This window comes from Janibacter cremeus (assembly GCF_029395675.1).
Classification (GTDB): domain Bacteria; phylum Actinomycetota; class Actinomycetes; order Actinomycetales; family Dermatophilaceae; genus Janibacter; species Janibacter cremeus_A.
In genome coordinates this window covers 1,971,479-1,987,062 of the sequence record NZ_CP115184.1, presented here as the reverse complement: position 1 = coordinate 1,987,062, position 15,584 = coordinate 1,971,479, and the positions used below count along the sequence as shown (strand labels likewise).

Sequence of the window (15,584 nt, the reverse complement as noted above, 5' to 3'; positions counted from 1 at the left end):
CCCGGCGACCTTCCCGACCGCCTGCCCGGGTTCCCCCGGAGGGCCCTCCGGGCGCGTGAACACCCGTCGCAAATGTGACAGTCGTTTGGAATTGCGTTGCGTTCGGAGTCCGATAAAGTTGGACATAGCCGCTCCCTGAGGGTTGAGCGGCGACGCGCGGCTCCCTCCCCCCGGAGTCCGAGCGTTGACGGCCCCGGCGCTCCCCCGCCGGGGCCGTCCTTTGTCCCGGTGCCCGTGTCCATCCCGGTGCCCGTGTCCATTCCGACGCCCGTGTCCACAAGCAGGCACGAGGGGACACGGTTCTCCCCAGGGTGGCGGTGACGGCCGTGGGCGGCCCGGCAGGGCGGCAGCCTCGAGGGCATGCACCCCGTGATCCTCGTGACCGGCGCCTCCGGCGGGTTGGGCGCCTCGACTCTCACCGCCGTCACCGGCACCGTCCTGGGCCGCGGCTGTGCGCCGACGCTCGTCGACACCGACTTCCGGGGTGGGGGGCTGGACGCGACCCTGGCGGTCGAGCACCTCGAGGGGCTGCGGTGGGGCGACCTCGCCGACCACGAGGGACCGGTTGATGCCGAGGGGCTGCGGCGGCGACTCCCGGCAGGGCCGGTACCGGCGCTCGCGGCCCGAGGGGCACGGCCGTCCGCCGCGACGACCGCGGCGGTCGTCGAGGCCCTGACCGCCATCGGGCCCGTCGTCCTCGACGCGCCCCCCGGACCCGTGCTGCCCGAGGAGCTGTGCCGGCTCGTGGACGTCGCCGTCGGGCTCGTCGGGGTGCGCCCGCGCTGGTTGCGGGATGGTGAGCGGTGGGCCGCCGGCCTGGGTGACCTGTCCGACCGGACCCTCGTGGTCACCCGCGGCCCGCGCCGGGCCGAGCGGGTGGCCGCGCGAGCCGCGGACCACCTGGGCCTGCCGCTGCTGGAGCACTGCGCCGACGATCCCGGGGTCCTGCGGGACGAGGCCCGTGGCCGCGCGCCACGGCCCCGCGGGGCGGTCGGTGAGGTGGCTCGCGTGGTGGTGGAGTCCCTGCCCGTCACGGGCGTTGCCGATGCCGGTGTCCGGGCCGACGGGGTGCTGGGGCTGGTCTCGTGAGGTGGTCGAGTGCCATGGACGCGCAGGTACGGGCCGGACGGACGCCGGACGACTCGGCCATCGCGGACGTGGCCCACTCCGAGGCGGTGCGGCTGGGCGTCGCGGGTGCCCGACGACGTTCGGACGAGCTGCAGGCCGAGCTGATGGGGCTGGGGGTGCTCGAGCCGCTGGTGGCGGACGAGAGCGTCACGGACGTCTTGGTCAACGGAGACGGCTCGGTGTGGGTCGATCGCGGTGCGGGCGTCACCCGAGCCGTGGGCGTCGAGGTCGGTGACGCCGCTGCCGTGCGCCGGCTGGCGACGCGGCTCGCGGCGATGGCCGCACGGCGGTTGGACGATGCCCAGCCGTGGGTGGACGGGTTGCTGCCCCGCGGCATCCGCCTGCACGCGGTGCTGCCGCCGCTCGTCGCCGGCGGCCCACACCTGAGCCTGCGCATCCCACGGCACCGCGGCGGCGGGTTGGACCGGTTGGTCGACCTCGGGATGGCCACGCCGCTGCAGGCCGGGCAGCTGCGCGAGGTCGTCGCCGAGCGGCGCGCCCACGTCATCACCGGCGGGACCGGCACGGGCAAGACGACGCTGCTGGCCGCCCTCCTGGCAGAGGTCCCGGCGCACGAGCGACTGCTCGTCGTCGAGGACGTCGGTGAGATCCAGGTGGATCATCCGCACGTCGTCCTGCTGCAGGCGCGCTCGGCGAACACCGAGGGTGCCGGCGAGGTGACGATGGTCGACCTCGTGCGCCAGGCCCTGCGCATGAGACCGGACCGCCTCGTGGTCGGTGAGGTGCGTGGGGCCGAGGTGCGCGATCTGCTCCTCGCACTCAACACGGGGCACGAGGGGGGTTGTGGCACCCTCCACGCCAACCGTGCGGAGGACGTGATGAGCCGCCTGGAGGCACTCGGGGCGCTGGCCGGGATGAGTCGTGACGCCGTGCGCGCGCAGGTGGTCAGTGCCCTTGAGGTGGTCGTCCACCTGCGGCGGGTCGGCGGTCGGCGCGTCGTGGACTCCATCGGCACGCTCCCGGGTGCGACGTCGTGAGCCTGCTCGTCGTCATGCTGGTCCTCGTCGCGGCGCTGTGCTGGCCCGGGCGGGCTGCCGCCGCGGGAGTCCCCGGTGGCGAGCCACGGCTGCGCGTGGGATGGCGGCCCGGCCGGCGCGGCTCACCCCTGGTCGACCTCGAGGGCCTGGCCCGCGTCGCCGACCTGCTCGCCATGACACTGCGCTCCGGCGCGACGCCGACCACGGCGGTACGGATCGTCGCGGGGGAGGCACCGCAGCCGTGGGCCGGCGTCCTCGCCGAGGTGCACGACCAGCTGTCCTCGGGCGGTCGCGCAGGCGAGGTGTGGCGCACGCACGCCCTGGAGCGACCCGAGCTGAACGCACTCGCGGGTGCCTGGACCCTCAGCGAGGACCTGGGCGTGGCCCTGGCGCCGTCGATGACGACGAGCGCCCAGGTGCTGCGGGCGCAGGTCCAGGCGCGGCGCCGGCTCGACGCGGCGACCTCCGGTGCGCGGGCGACGATGCGGATGCTCACCCTGCTGCCGCTCGTCGGGATGCTGGCCGGGCTCACCTTCGGCCTCACGCCCTGGGAGGTGTACGGCCACAGCGTCGCGACGATGGTCAGCGCGGCCGTCGGGCTGGGTCTGACCGGCGTCGGCTGGCTCGTCTGCCGGTGGGTGCTCGCCCGGGCCGTGGCCGCCGAGGTGCACCGGTGAGCGGGGTGGTCGTGGTGCTCGTGCTCGCGGCGGTCATCGTCTGGCCCGGGACCTCCGCGCGACGTGCGTGGTGGTCATGTGGTGCCGACCCGCGGCGCTCTGCGGCACGAGTCGGTGTCACCGTCGAGGACGTGGCGGACGCCAGTGTCCTGCTCGCCCTGGCACTGAAGTCCGGCCGCGGCCTCGTCCAGGCCCTCGAGGAGGTCGCGGAGGTGGCCGCGCCCGGAGCCGCGGAGGACCTGACCCGGGTGGGGGCCGCCCTTCGCTGGGGACGCCCGATGGGGCAGGCCTGGGGATACGCCCGTGCCGTGTGGGGCCCCACGGCGACCGCCTTCGTCGTCGCCGATGCCGTCGGTGCGCCCTCGGCCACGGTGCTCCTCGACGCGGCGACGACGTTGCGCGAGACGGAGTCCCGGCGCCTCGAGCAGGCCGGTGGCACGGCCGCGGTCATGCTCGTGCTCCCGCTGGGGCTGTGCTTCCTGCCGGCCTTCGTCGCGACCGCGGTGGTGCCCCTCGTCGCCGTGCTGGTCGGGACCCAGCTGTCGTGAGGAGGGCGAGGGCGACGTCTACCGGGCCGGTTCCTTGTCCCTGGTCCAGACCTCGATGTCCGCGTCGTCCCAGAGGATCACCCCTCGTGCCTGCGGCAGGTCCTCGCGGTGGAAGACCGGGTTGTGTCCCTGCGCCTTCTGCTCGCTGTAGTTCCTCAGCAACGCCATCGTCAGTCCGGCCAGGGGCAGGATGGCGATGAGGTTGATGGTCGCCATCAGGCCCATGAAGAGATCGGCCAGGCTCCACACGAGCGCCACCGAGCCGAGGGACCCGCCGACGACGCAGAGGAGGACCAGCACCCGGAAGGCCGTGAGCATGCGCCCGGAGCCGCTGAGGAAACGGATGTTGGCCTCGCCGTAGTAGGTGTTGCCCAGCACCGAGGACCACGCGAGGAAGAAGATCACCACGGACAGGAACGGCCCCGCCCAGTCACCGACCTGGCCCTGCAGGGCGCTCTGCGTCAGCTGGATGCCCTCGGGGTCGTCCAGGCCGAAGGACGGGTCGCTCAGCAGGATGACGAACGCAGTCGCCGAGCAGACGAGGATCGTGTCGAAGTAGACGCCGAGCGTCTGGACGAGGCCCTGCTTGACCGGGTGCGAGACGGATGCGGTCGCGGCGGCGTTGGGCACCGAACCCATGCCTGCCTCGTTGGAGAAGAGGCCGCGGCGCATGCCCTGCATGACGGCCGCACCGAAGGCGGCGCCGGCGATCTCGCGGAACCCGAGCGCGTGCTCCACGATGAGGCTGAACATCGCGGGGACGTGCTGGATGTTGATCGCGACCACGACGAGCGCGACGGCGATGTACGCGACCGCCATGAGCGGCACGATCACCTCGGTGACCGCGGAGACCCGGCGGACACCGCCGAAGATGACCACGGCGGTGATGACGGCGAGTCCCAGGCCGACGGCCCATGCGGTCACCGTGCTGTTGCCGCCGACGTTGCCCTGGACGGAGGCGGAGATCGAGTTCGCCTGGACCGAGTTGAAGACGAAACCGTAGGTGACGGTGATGAGCACGGCGAAGATGGCGGCCAGCCACGGCAGCCGGAGACCGTCACGGATGTAGTAGGCCGGACCGCCGACGTAGCTGTCGCCACCACGGACCTTGTACAGCTGGGCGAGCGTGGACTCCACGAAGGCGGTCGCGCCGCCGATGAGCGCGAGCATCCACATCCAGAACACCGCGCCCGGGCCGCCGAGGGTGATGGCGATCGCCACACCGGCGACATTGCCGGTGCCCACGCGGGAGGCCGCCGAGATCGTGAAGGCGCGGAAGGGCGAGATGCTGTCCTCGTCCTTCGTGCCCGTTGGCCGCTCGACGATCGTGCGGAACATCTCCGGCACGAAGCGGATCTGCACCACCACGGACCAGATGGTGAAGGTCAACCCGGCGACGACGAGCAGGACAATGACGAGGTACCAGTAGATGTCGTTGAGCCCGACGACGGCATCGGTCACGGATTCCATGCGCGCACCCTAGGCTCACGTGGCCGCGGGACGGGAGCCGGGGCGGTCCACACCCGGCGGCCGCACCCACTCGCCGTGCACAGGTTTTCCGTCCGGCGCCCGCGGACCGGTCAGTCGGCGAAGGGTGGACCTCACCGCGGCGCACCCCGCGCCGCCCGAGGTGAGGAGCACCCCATGAAGAGAAGCATCGTGCGATGGCGTCACCGGGTACACCGGGCCCGCGAGGCCGGTATGACCACCGCCGAGTACGCGGTCGGCACACTGGCCGCGTGCACCTTCGCGATCGTGCTGCTGGCGGTCGTGAAGTCCGGGTCGGTCGAGTCAGGACTCTCCGGTGTCATCCTCGAGGCGCTCGGTATCCGCTAGGACGATCGACGACGCGGGGATGGTGACGGCCGAGCTGGCCCTCACCTTCCCTGCGGTCGTCCTCGTCCTCGTGACCTGCCTGTCGGCCCTCGCCTGGGGCGTCGATCAGGTCCGGTGCGTCGACGCTGCGAGGGTCGCCGTCCGTGAGTTGGCCAGGGCCGAGTCCTCCGCCCGGGCCGTGCGGGACGCCCGGCAAGCCGCACCGGGGTCGGCGACCGTCGAGATCGCGCGGGCCGATGACCACGTGACGGTCACCGTGGTGGCGCCTGCGCCGGCCGGAGTGGCCTGGATCGGGCCGGACACGCGATGTTCCTCCACCGCCCGCACGGAGTCGGTCGATGTCGCACCATGAGCTCCGGGCCGAACGGCCGCGCACCGCTGTACGGTGCGGTCCCGGCGAGACCGGGTCCGCGACGGTGCTCGCCGTCGGGTTGATCGCGGCCGTGCTCACGGTGACCCTCGGCGCACTGGCGGTCCTGGACGCCGTGCGCTCGATGCACGTGGCCCGCGCCGCAGCGGACCTCGGCGCGCTCGCGGCCGCGGGCCACTTCCAGGAAGGAGCGGACCCGGCTGCCGCCTGTGGTCAGGCCGACCGGATCGCCCGCCGCCACGAGGCGCGGGTGCTGGCCTGCTCCGTCGACCCGAGAGGAGTCGTGACCGTGACGACGTCCGTGCGGATCGGCCACCGTCTCACCGGGATCGGTTCTGGTCATGCAGAGGGCACGGCCCGGGCGGGCCCTGCAGGAACCGTCCCCGCCGATGGCTGACCGCGTGCTTCCCGTCACCGAGGACGTCGGTCCGCGCGGTCCTCGATCACCTGCGCGGCAGCGGTCTCCATGCTGATCTGCTCGTTGACGGCGATGCGGGCCAGCGCCTCCCACGCCTGCTGGCCACTGAGCGCATGCCGCTCCATGAGGATGCCCTCGGCCTGCCCGATGAGGATCTTGCCGGCCATGGCCAGGTTGGCGTCACTGAGGTCGCGTTCGCCGGCCAGGGCGATCGACACGTGGGCGGCCAGCGCGTACCCCATGGTGACGTCGGCCTCGCTGAACGCCGATGTCCTGTCCCCGTACAGGTTCAGCGCTCCCAGGCTGTCGCGGCTGGTGAAGAGCTGGAAGCAGAGCATCGAGCGGATCCCCAGCTCGTCGGCCGCGAGCGGACCCCAGGTGGACCACCGCTCCTCGGTGGTCAGGTCCCGGCTGTGGACCGTGTCCTCGGTCCAGATCGCATCCAGGCAGGGTCCCTCCTGCAGGCGGTACTGCAGCTCGTCGCCGCGACGGGCGGCCTCGTCGGTGAAGGCGGGGGTGTCGATCCGGTGGCTGCGGTGCACCAGCGACACGCACGCGTGGTCGCACCCGGGGAAGAGCTCGACCGCGACGTCCACGGCTCGCTGGAGCGTGTCCTGCATGCCCTGCTCGGCGTGCAGGGCCCGCACGACCGCAGCGAACCGCGCATCCGCGGTGCCGTTGGCGTCTGCACCGGGACCGTCGCCAGGGTCCGTCACGTCGTGCTCCGCCGCTGCGCGTCGGCGACGACCTGCTCCGCCACCTCCGTCACGCTCCTCCCGTCGGCCGCGGCACGGTCGACGACGCGGCGGTAGGCGGTGGCCATGTCCACGCCCTCGGTGTGTGCCAGGACCCCCTTCGCCTGCTCGATCACCACCCGTTCGCGCAGGACCTCCGCGGTGCGCTCGTACACCTCGGTCAGGCCCAGCGAGGGCACCTGCACCAGAGCGAGGGTGGCCACGTCGGCGAACGCGACAGCCCACTCGGCGTCGTGCTGCGACAACGGCGTCGGATGACTGCGGAAGATGTTGAGTCCCCCGAGCACCTGTCTGCGCCAGCGCAACGGCTGGGCGTGCGCCGTGAGGAAGCCGGCGTCCACGATCGCGCCGCCCACCGTCGGCCAGCGCGAGCGCAGCTCCTCGCGCCCGGTCGCCGAGGTGAGCTGCCCACTGCGGATGCAGTCGATGCACGGACCGTCGGTCTGCTCGACCTGGAAGATCTCCAGCTCGGCCGCGCGGTGCGAGGTGGCGGCGAGCAGCTCCAGGTCCTCGGGCCCGGTGCTCACCACCAGGCCGACCGCGTCCGCGCTCACGGCCCGGGCGCAGTCGTCCACCAAGTGGGTCAGCACGTCCAGGGTGTCGTGCTCGGCGACCAGCGCCGAGGTGGTCTGGGCCAACGACTGGGCGGCGGTTCGCGCGATCATGAGTCCTCGTTTCCGGAGATGTCGATCTGGCTGAAGTCGAGCTCTCTGCTCAGCACGCGTTCGGCGATCGCGTTGAGACCGACATCCTGCGTGTAGGCGTGGGCCCGGAGGAGGGCCAGCGCGTCGTCCGGACCGATCCCCAGCTGGGCGATCACCATCCCCGTCGCCTGGTACACCGGCGCGCGACTGGCCCACGGACTCCCTTGCTCGTCGGTCTCCCACTCCGGGTCGCGCAGCAGCGCCGCGCCGACCGCATCGGCCAGGTACTGCGCCCGTCGCAGGTCGAAGTGGCGTGGATAGGAGCCCGTGTGGTGCACGGTGAGGGCGCCCATCATCCGTCCTCCGGGTCGCATCGGCACCGCCAGGATCCGCAGGGGGCCCAGCTCGCCGCGCGCGGCCTCGGCCAGCACGGGCCATCGCGTGCGGCTCTCGAGGTCCCCGTCGACGGGTCTCCCCTCACGGTACGCGTCGGGCACGGGGCCCTCGCCGATGACGTCCTGCAGCTGTGCCAACCGTGCGGACGCCTCGTCCGCTGCGACCACCGTCAGCCGGCTCTGCTCGTCGAAGCCGATGGTGAGTGCGGCCCCCTCCGCCTCGAGGATCTCGGCGCAGACCGCCGCCAGGCGCTCCGACAACGGCGCATCCGCCCGTCGGTCCGCCACCCCCCGCGCCAGTCGGGAGAGTACGACCGCCCGGTCCTCGTCCATCACGTCAACATTCCCTACCGCTGGTTCTCTCCCGGCCCGCCGGGCCCCCGGGTGAACGGACGCGTGGACCCACCGGCGCCCTCACGAGGGAGTGGGCGTGTCTCGTCGGTCGACGAGGTCGCGGTGCTCTCCTTCGGGGGCAGCGCTGTGGACCCTCCTGCACGGCGTTCCTCCCCGAGGCGGCGCTCCTCCCGGAGGCGGCGCTCCTCGAGCTGGCGCTCCCCCTCCTCGTGCCGCGCGCGCTCGGCGGCCTCGGCCTCCTCGCGCCGGTGACGGTCGCGGGCCTCGAGCTCGGCCGCCTTGCGCTCCCGGCGCAGGCGGGCCTTGCGCGCCAGCGTGGTCTTGATCAGGACCAGCCCGAGCCACAGGAGGAACATCACGACCATGCCGGAGATGACGAGGGTCAGCGGGTTGAGGGTGAACGTGACGGCATCGAGGACGTGGACGTCGACGTCCTGCCCCACGGTCTCCGGGGCGGAGGTCCCCGTGATCAGGGCGGCCCCGAGGAGGAGGGCGAGCAGCACGAGGACGAGTCCGAGGACGACCATCACGAGGTCCTTTCCGCTGGTCGGGTGGCGCGACCCGAGTGGGCCCCTGTCCCAACTGTAGGGCGCAGCGCACCGATCATCAGGTCGAGCAGCGCCACCGCTCCCGGTGCGTCGAGGGGCTCGTTGCCGTTGCCGCACTTCGGGGAGACGACGCAGGCGGGGCACCCGGCGGCGCCGCACCCGCAGCCCGCGATCGTCTCGCGGGTCATCGTCAGCCACTGCTCGATCCGCTCGTGGGCCCGTGCCGCGAAGCCCGCGCCCCCGGGGTGGCCGTCGTAGACCATGATCGTCGGCAGTCCGGTGTCGGGGTGGCAGTCCGTGGAGACCCCGCCGATGTCCCATCGGTCGCAGGTCGCCAGCAGCGGCAGCATCCCGATGGCGGCGTGCTCGGCCGCGTGCGCCGCTCCCGGGACATCGACCTCGTCGACCCCGGCCGCCGCCAACGACTCCGGTGTCATCGTCCACCACACGGCCCGCGTCGACAGGGTGCGCTCGGGCAGCTCCAACGGGTGCGTCCCGAGGACCTCACCACCCGGCAGCCGCCGCAGGAAGCCGGTCACCTGCCGCCGCACGTCGACCCGGCCGAAGCTGACCCGCACCGGTCCGTGGTCGACGCCGCTCTCCTCGGCGACGATGTCGAAGGCCGACACCGACTGCGACTGCGTCGTCCACCCCGGGTCGCCGCGCACGACCGTGGCGGTCGCGCCCTCGAGGTCGAGGTCGGTGACCACCCATGTCTGCCCCTGGTGCACGTGGACCGCCCCGGTGTGCACCTGGGCGTGCGCCGCCGCTTCGTCGATGGTGCCGATGACCCGGCCGGACCTCCCCTCGACGATGCTGACGACCTCGCCGATGCCGCGCAGGGAGACGTGCTCACCCGGCCGGTCCGGTCGGGTCCAGAACCACCCGCCCGGTCGGGCCCGCAGGATACCGCGCTCCACGAGCATGGCCAGCACGCCCTCGAGGGAGTCGCCGAACCACGCCTCGTCGGCGAGCGTCACGGGGATCTCGGCGGCGGCGCAGGCCAGGTGCGGGACGAGCACGCGCAGGTTCATCGGGTCGAGCACGCTCGCCTCGACCGGGGCCGAGAAGACCGCCTCCGGGTGCTCCACGACCCACGAGTCGAGGGGGTCGTCGGCGGCGAGCAGCACGGCGAGGGCGTCCCGCCCGTCACGACCGGCGCGCCCCGCCTGCTGCCACACGGAGGCGAGCCGCCCCGGCCACCCGGCCATGAGCACGACGTCCAGGCCGGCGATGTCGATGCCCAGCTCGAGGGCATTGGTCGCCGCGAGACCGAGCAGGTCGCGCTCGCGCAGCCGGCGCTCGATGACTCGTCTCTCCTCGGGGAGGTACCCGCCGCGGTAGGCGGCGATCCTCCCTTCGTCGACGATGCTGACCTGCCGCGACGCGGACGAGGCCAGTGCCTCCACGCCCGAACGCGACCGGGCGAAGGCGAGCGTCTGCACGTCCCGGCCCACCAGCTCGGCCATGAGCTCGGCGGCCTCGGTGGTGGGGGAGCGCCGACCCCCGTCGTCGTCCTCCGGTGGTTGCCACAGCCCGAAGGTGAGTGCTCCTCGCGGCGACCCGTCCTCGGTCACGGCGAGCACGTCGTCACCGATGAGCCGGGAGGCGTGCCCGCCGGGATCGCCGACGGTGGCGGAGGCCAGGACGAAGGTCGGGTCGGCGCCGTAGCGTCGCGCCACCCGCCGCAGCCGGCGCAGCAGCAGCGCGACGTGCGAGCCGAAGATCCCCCGGTAGACGTGGCACTCGTCGATGACGATGTAGCGCAGGCGCCGCAGGACGTGCGCCCAGCTGCGGTGGCCCGGCAGCAGGGAGTGGTGCACCAGGTCGGGATTGGTGAGGATGACGTCGGCGTGGTCGCGGATCCACCGGCGCTCGTCGGTGGGGGTGTCCCCGTCGTACGTCGCCGCGCGGACCCCGGGCACCGCCCAGGACTGCAACCGGGCGAGCTGGTCGGCGGCCAGGGCCTTGGTGGGGGAGAGGTAGAGCGCGGTCGCGCCCCGGCCGTTCGCCGCGGACCGGCCCTCCAGCACCGACGTGAGCGACGGGAGGAGGTAGCCGAGCGACTTGCCCGAGGCGGTCCCCGTGGAGAGCACGACGTGCCGGCCCTCCCGGGCCGCCTGCGCCGCGCTCGCCTGGTGCGACCACAGCCGGTGGATCCCGGCGCCGGCCAACGACTGGCGAAGGGGTGGGGCCACCCAGTCGGGCAGCTCCACCGCCGTGGCCGGCCGGGCCGGGATGCGCTCGACGTGCCGCAGCCGCCCCTCGCGCCCGCGGGTCAGCAGGTCGAGCAGCTCGTCGGCCTCTGGGCGGGGGGCGGTCATGTGCTCTACGGTAGGCCGGTGTCCATCTCCGTCACGACCAGCGAAGCCGGGGAGGTCCACATCGTCCACGTCGCTGGTGAGATCGATGTGACCTCCGCCGCCGTGCTGCGCGATGCCCTCGAGGCGCTCATCGCCGACGGGCGTCGTCGGCTGACCCTCGACCTGACCGACGTCACCTTCCTCGACTCCACCGGGCTGGGGATCGTCGTCGGTCGGCTCAAGCGTCTGGCGCGCCACGGCGGGACCATGACCGTCGCCGCCTCGAACCAACGGGTGCTGCGTGTCTTCGGCATCACGGGCCTCGACCGGTTGCTGGACATCCGGCCCGACCTCGAGTCCGCCGTCGGTGCGGCGGAGGCGCCGGTCTGCTGACGCAACCACGCGAGCACCTCGTGCGTCTGGGTGGCCAACCCCCGGACACAGGAGGAACACGTGGAGGACGTCGTCGTACTCAGCCGCGCAGGCACCCGATCGGTGCCCGCGGCCCTGACAGCGCAGATACAGGAGCACGCGAGGCTGGGCTTCGTCACCCGGAAGGACGCGCCGGACGGCCGTGAGGCGGCCGACCTGCTGCGCACGGCCACCGTCCTGGCCACGACGAACGTCACCCTGCCCCGCCTCGACGCCGACCTGCTGCGGGCCTGTCCCCGACTGCGCCGGATCGTGCTGTACGCCACCGGGTACGAGCACATCGACCTCGACCTCCTCGACGACCACGGGGTGAGCCTCTCGGTGCTGCCCGAGTACGCCACCACGGCCGTGGCCGAGCACGCGCTCGCCCTCCTGCTCGGTCTGGCAGCGCGGATCCACCTGGCCAACGACCGCTCCCGGGACCTCGTCCCCGCGGCGACCTCCCTGCGGGGCATCGAGCTCGGCGGGCGCACCCTGGGCATCATCGGCGTGGGTCGGATCGGCACGCGCCTCGCGGGGCTCGCCGACGGGATCGGCATGCGGGTCATCGGCAGCGACCCGGACCCGGGTGCTCGTGTCGCCGCCCAGGAGCGAGGGATGATCATGACCCACACCGCCGAGCTGCTCGAGCGTGCGGACGCGGTCGCGCTGTGCTGCTCCACCGACCCGCAGCGACCCCTCGTCCTCGGCGCGCCGGAGCTGCAGCGCATGCGTCCCGGTGGGCTCCTGGTCAACATCGGTCGACCGGGTCTGGTCGACGACGGCGCGGTGGGCAGGGCCATCCGCTCCGGCCACCTGCGCGGGTACGGCGTCGACGACGCCGTGCTCGACCCCGGGTGCGACCTCGTCACCGAGGGGAGGGTCCTGCAGACGGGCCACAGCGCCTGGTGGCGCGACGAGGTGCTCGAGCGCGGCGCGGAGCAGTTCGGCCGGGCGGTCCTCGCCGCGGTCCGGGGCACCCCGGTCGACGTGGTCACGACCGGTGCGCTGACCGGGCGGAGGAGTGCATGAGCGCCCGGGCCGTGCTGCTCGGCGCCCTGCTGCTGACGTGGTTGCTCGTCCCGGGGCTGCTCTTCGCCGCCCGCTACCCGACATGGTGGGCGTGGATCGCCCAGGAGCAGGTGCCGATGACCTGGTTCCAGTCGGTGACGCTCGTCGTGGCCGGGGTCCTCTCCGCGCTCGCGTGGTTCGTCGCGCGGCTGCGCGACCTGCGTCCGCGAGCCGGTCTGGCTGTGCTGGCCGTCGGTTTCTGCGTCCTGGCCTTCGACGAACGCTTCGCGATCCACGAGCGCCTGCGCGACGGCTACCTCGCCCCGCGCGACGTCCGGCTGCCGCTCCTGGCCTGGGTGGCGCCGGGGGACTTCCTCCTCCTGCTCGTCGGGGTGGTCGGGCTGGCGCTGCTGCCACTCGTCGTGCGCAGCATGCGCGCGGACCGCTGGGCCACGGTCCTGCTCGTCGTCGGCGTCGCCCTGGCGTGCGTGACCGTGGGCACGGACTCGATCGACCCGCACACGTGGTCGGTGGCGGCCGAGCGGGTCCAGCAGACGCTCGAGGAGGTGATCGAGCTCGGGGCGGGCCTGGCCTTCCTCGGCGCGGTCGGACTGCGCCTGCTGGGTCTGCTCACCGAGCACGTGCGACCGCCCGTCCCCGACCGGGTGCCCGAGCGGGTCTGACGGGGGGTGCGCCCCCTTCGCCCTGCGTGGAGGCGAAGGGGGAGTGACCACCCGTCATCCGCAGTTCCCACGCGAGAAGCCTTCCGGCGCTAGGGTGTGCCCACGGCTGTGGTCGCCCTCACACGTGACTCCGGCCGTGACGCTCGTCCATCAAGGAGGATGGCATGGCCGGTATGCAGGTGTCCCTGACCGCGGCGTCGTCGGCGCTCGAGCTCGACGGCGCCAACCTGACCCTCATCAGTGGTGTGGCCGTCATCGGTCTCGCCGCGCTCGTTCTGGGCGTCGTCCTGCGACGCCAGGTGATCGCGGCCGGCGCCGGCACCCAACGGATGCAGGAGATCGCCGGTGCGGTCGAGGAGGGGGCCCACGCCTACCTGCGACGGCAGTTCAGGACGCTCATCATCTTCGTCGTCCTCGTCTTCGTCCTGCTGCTCTTCCTGCCGGCCGACTCCGCTGGGGTGCGATGGGGCCGGTCCGGCTTCTTCGTCCTCGGTGCCGTCTTCTCCGCGGCCATCGGCTACCTGGGCATGAGCCTGGCGGTCAAGGCCAACGTGCGTGTCGCCGAGGCGGCCCGCACGACCGGACGCGATGACGGCATGCAGATCGCCTTCCGGACCGGTGGCACGGTCGGCATGTTCACCGTCGGGCTCGGTCTGCTCGGTGCGGCCATCGTCGTGCTGGCCTACCGCGGTGACGCGCCCCGTGTCCTCGAGGGCTTCGGCTTCGGCGCCGCCCTGCTCGCGATGTTCATGCGCGTCGGTGGTGGCATCTTCACCAAGGCCGCCGACGTCGGCGCCGACCTCGTCGGCAAGGTCGAGGCCGGTATCCCCGAGGACGACCCGCGCAACGCCGCGACGATCGCCGACAACGTCGGTGACAACGTCGGTGACTGCGCCGGCATGGCCGCCGACCTCTTCGAGTCCTACGCCGTCATGCTCGTCGCCGCACTGATCCTCGGCTCGGCGGCCTTCGGCGCCTATGGCCTGGTCTTCCCGCTGCTCATCCCGGCGATCGGCGCCGTGACCGCCATGATCGGCATCTTCATCACCCGTGCCCGCGCCGGCGAGTCGGCCCTGGACGCGATCAACCGCGGCTTCTACATCTCGGCGGTCATCTCCGCGGTGCTCTGCGCGGCCGCCGCCTACCTCTACCTCCCCGGCAGCTACGAGCAGCTGGGCTCCTCCGACCAGGACGTCGCCGCCCTCGTCGGCGACCCGCGGCGCGCCGCGCTCCTGGCGGTCATCCTCGGCATCGTCCTGGCCGCCGTCATCCTGCGGATGACCGGGCACTTCACGGGCACCGACAAGCGCCCGACCGAGGACGTCGCCCGCACGACCGAGACCGGCGCCGCGACGGTCATCCTCTCCGGCATCAGCCTCGGCCTGGAGTCCGCGGTCTACATGACGACGACGATCGCCGTCGTCATCTACCTGGCCTTCCTGCTCGGGGGCTCCTCCGTGGTCCTCGGGCTGTTCTTCATCGCACTCGCCGGCTGCGGCCTGCTGACCACGGTCGGTGTCATCGTCGCGATGGACACCTTCGGCCCGGTCTCCGACAACGCCCAGGGCATCGCCGAGATGTCCGGCGACGTCGACGAGGAGGCCGCGCAGGTCCTCACCGAGCTCGACGCCGTGGGCAACACGACCAAGGCGATCACCAAGGGCATCGCGATCGCGACGGCCGTGCTCGCGGCCACCGCGCTCTTCGGCAGCTACACCGACGCGTGGACCTCCACGGTGCGGGCACTCGAGGAGGGCGCGGTCTCCCAGGACCGCGTCGGCGGCTTCGAGCAGATGGTCAACACCCAGATCGTCACCCCGAGCGTGCTCGTCGGCCTGCTCCTCGGCGCCGCGGTCGTCTTCCTCTTCTCCGGGCTCGCGATCAACGCGGTGACCGTCGCCGCGGGATCGATCGTCCACGAGGTGCGCCGCCAGTTCCGCGACCACCCCGGGATCATGGCCGGGACCGAGAAGCCCGACTACGCCCGCGTCGTCGACATCTGCACCCGGGACTCGCTGACCAAGCTGGCGACCCCGGGTCTGCTCGCCGCCCTCACCCCGGTCGTCGTCGGCTTCGGCCTGGGCATCGGAGCGCTCGCCGGGTTCCTCGCCGGCGCGATCGCCTGTGGCGCCCTCATGGCGGTCTTCCTCGCCAACTCCGGTGGCGCGTGGGACAACGCGAAGAAGATCGTCGAGGACGGGCGCCACGGCGGCAAGGGCTCGCCGGCGCACGAGGCCGCGGTCATCGGCGACACGGTCGGCGACCCCTTCAAGGACACCGCCGGACCCGCGATCAACCCGCTGATCAAGGTGATGAACCTCGTCGCCGTGCTCATCGCGCCGGCCATCGTCACCCTCTACCTCGGTGACGAGGGCTCGCAGATGATCAGGTGGGCGATCGCCCTCGTCGCCCTCCTCGTCCTCGTGATCGCCCTCGTGGTCGCCAAGCGCGATGATGTCGCGATCGCCGAGGTGCAGGAGGAGACCGTGGGCGACCGGGCCTAGG

Annotated in this window: 17 protein-coding genes; 11 read left to right on the top strand and 6 right to left on the bottom strand. The window is 72.8% G+C overall.

Annotation, left to right across the window (positions count from 1 at the left end; genetic code table 11):
- Positions 1 to 360 precede the first annotated feature (360 nt).
- Genes O9K63_RS09300 through O9K63_RS09285 form a run of 4 tightly spaced genes read left to right on the top strand, consistent with a single transcriptional unit; the run spans position 361 to position 3,351 of the window.
- The gene (locus O9K63_RS09300) at positions 361 to 1,089 is read left to right on the top strand and encodes a hypothetical protein (RefSeq protein WP_277237282.1); all 729 of its coding nucleotides are present in this window, start codon (positions 361 to 363) and stop codon (positions 1,087 to 1,089) included.
- 14 nt (positions 1,090 to 1,103) lie between these two features.
- Positions 1,104 to 2,126 (top strand): TadA family conjugal transfer-associated ATPase, encoded by a 1,023-nt coding sequence (locus O9K63_RS09295; RefSeq protein WP_277237281.1) that lies wholly within the window; start codon positions 1,104 to 1,106, stop codon positions 2,124 to 2,126.
- Positions 2,123 to 2,803: a type II secretion system F family protein gene (locus O9K63_RS09290; RefSeq protein ID WP_277237279.1), complete on the top strand. Its 681-nt coding sequence runs from the start codon at positions 2,123 to 2,125 to the stop codon at positions 2,801 to 2,803. Before O9K63_RS09295 ends, O9K63_RS09290 begins: the two co-directional genes overlap by 4 nt.
- Positions 2,800 to 3,351, top strand: coding sequence for a type II secretion system F family protein (locus tag O9K63_RS09285; RefSeq protein ID WP_277237277.1), 552 nt, complete (start codon positions 2,800 to 2,802; stop codon positions 3,349 to 3,351). Before O9K63_RS09290 ends, O9K63_RS09285 begins: the two co-directional genes overlap by 4 nt.
- An 18-nt stretch (positions 3,352 to 3,369) precedes the next feature.
- Here the strand turns inward: O9K63_RS09285 and O9K63_RS09280 are convergent, their stop codons facing one another.
- A complete protein-coding gene (locus tag O9K63_RS09280; RefSeq protein ID WP_277237276.1) occupies positions 3,370 to 4,821 on the bottom strand; it encodes an alanine/glycine:cation symporter family protein in 1,452 nt (483 codons plus the stop codon).
- Between the two features lie 174 nt (positions 4,822 to 4,995).
- Here O9K63_RS09280 and O9K63_RS09275 point away from each other — a divergent pair, with 174 nt between their 5' ends.
- Genes O9K63_RS09275 through O9K63_RS09265 form a run of 3 tightly spaced genes read left to right on the top strand, consistent with a single transcriptional unit; the run spans position 4,996 to position 5,954 of the window.
- Entirely contained in the window at positions 4,996 to 5,187 is a 192-nt protein-coding gene (locus O9K63_RS09275) for a DUF4244 domain-containing protein (protein ID WP_277237274.1), read from the top strand.
- 19 nt (positions 5,188 to 5,206) lie between these two features.
- The gene (locus O9K63_RS09270; protein WP_277237272.1) at positions 5,207 to 5,539 is read left to right on the top strand and encodes a TadE family type IV pilus minor pilin; all 333 of its coding nucleotides are present in this window, start codon (positions 5,207 to 5,209) and stop codon (positions 5,537 to 5,539) included.
- Positions 5,526 to 5,954, top strand: coding sequence for an Rv3654c family TadE-like protein (locus tag O9K63_RS09265; protein ID WP_277237270.1), 429 nt, complete (start codon positions 5,526 to 5,528; stop codon positions 5,952 to 5,954). Before O9K63_RS09270 ends, O9K63_RS09265 begins: the two co-directional genes overlap by 14 nt.
- A gap of 14 nt (positions 5,955 to 5,968) precedes the next feature.
- Here O9K63_RS09265 and O9K63_RS09260 read toward each other — a convergent pair whose 3' ends face one another.
- The 5 genes from O9K63_RS09260 to O9K63_RS09240 are packed head-to-tail and all read right to left on the bottom strand — an operon-like array spanning position 5,969 to position 10,995.
- On the bottom strand, positions 5,969 to 6,691 hold the full coding sequence (locus tag O9K63_RS09260) for a GAF and ANTAR domain-containing protein (RefSeq protein WP_277237268.1): 723 nt from the start codon (positions 6,689 to 6,691) through the stop codon (positions 5,969 to 5,971).
- Positions 6,688 to 7,395, bottom strand: a complete 708-nt coding sequence (locus O9K63_RS09255) for a GAF and ANTAR domain-containing protein (protein WP_277237267.1) — start codon at positions 7,393 to 7,395, stop codon at positions 6,688 to 6,690. Before O9K63_RS09255 ends, O9K63_RS09260 begins: the two co-directional genes overlap by 4 nt.
- Entirely contained in the window at positions 7,392 to 8,102 is a 711-nt protein-coding gene (locus O9K63_RS09250) for a GAF and ANTAR domain-containing protein (protein ID WP_277237266.1), read from the bottom strand. The genes O9K63_RS09255 and O9K63_RS09250 overlap by 4 nt, the downstream gene beginning before the upstream one ends.
- Positions 8,103 to 8,116: 14 nt before the next feature.
- Entirely contained in the window at positions 8,117 to 8,650 is a 534-nt protein-coding gene (locus tag O9K63_RS09245) for a hypothetical protein (RefSeq protein WP_277237265.1), read from the bottom strand.
- Positions 8,650 to 10,995, bottom strand: a complete 2,346-nt coding sequence (locus O9K63_RS09240) for a DEAD/DEAH box helicase (RefSeq protein WP_277237263.1) — start codon at positions 10,993 to 10,995, stop codon at positions 8,650 to 8,652. The genes O9K63_RS09245 and O9K63_RS09240 overlap by 1 nt, the downstream gene beginning before the upstream one ends.
- 18 nt (positions 10,996 to 11,013) lie before the next feature.
- On the opposite strand from O9K63_RS09240, the gene O9K63_RS09235 reads away from it, so the two are divergent.
- The 4 genes from O9K63_RS09235 (at position 11,014) to O9K63_RS09220 (ending at position 15,583) form a co-directional block, all read left to right on the top strand.
- On the top strand, positions 11,014 to 11,367 hold the full coding sequence (locus O9K63_RS09235) for an STAS domain-containing protein (RefSeq protein WP_277237262.1): 354 nt from the start codon (positions 11,014 to 11,016) through the stop codon (positions 11,365 to 11,367).
- A 60-nt stretch (positions 11,368 to 11,427) separates the two neighbouring features.
- The gene (locus tag O9K63_RS09230; protein ID WP_277237261.1) at positions 11,428 to 12,417 is read left to right on the top strand and encodes an NAD(P)-dependent oxidoreductase; all 990 of its coding nucleotides are present in this window, start codon (positions 11,428 to 11,430) and stop codon (positions 12,415 to 12,417) included.
- Entirely contained in the window at positions 12,414 to 13,079 is a 666-nt protein-coding gene (locus O9K63_RS09225) for a hypothetical protein (RefSeq protein WP_277237260.1), read from the top strand. The genes O9K63_RS09230 and O9K63_RS09225 overlap by 4 nt, the downstream gene beginning before the upstream one ends.
- A 164-nt stretch (positions 13,080 to 13,243) precedes the next feature.
- Positions 13,244 to 15,583 (top strand): sodium-translocating pyrophosphatase, encoded by a 2,340-nt coding sequence (locus tag O9K63_RS09220; RefSeq protein WP_277237258.1) that lies wholly within the window; start codon positions 13,244 to 13,246, stop codon positions 15,581 to 15,583.
- The last annotated feature ends 1 nt before the right edge of the window (position 15,584 follow it).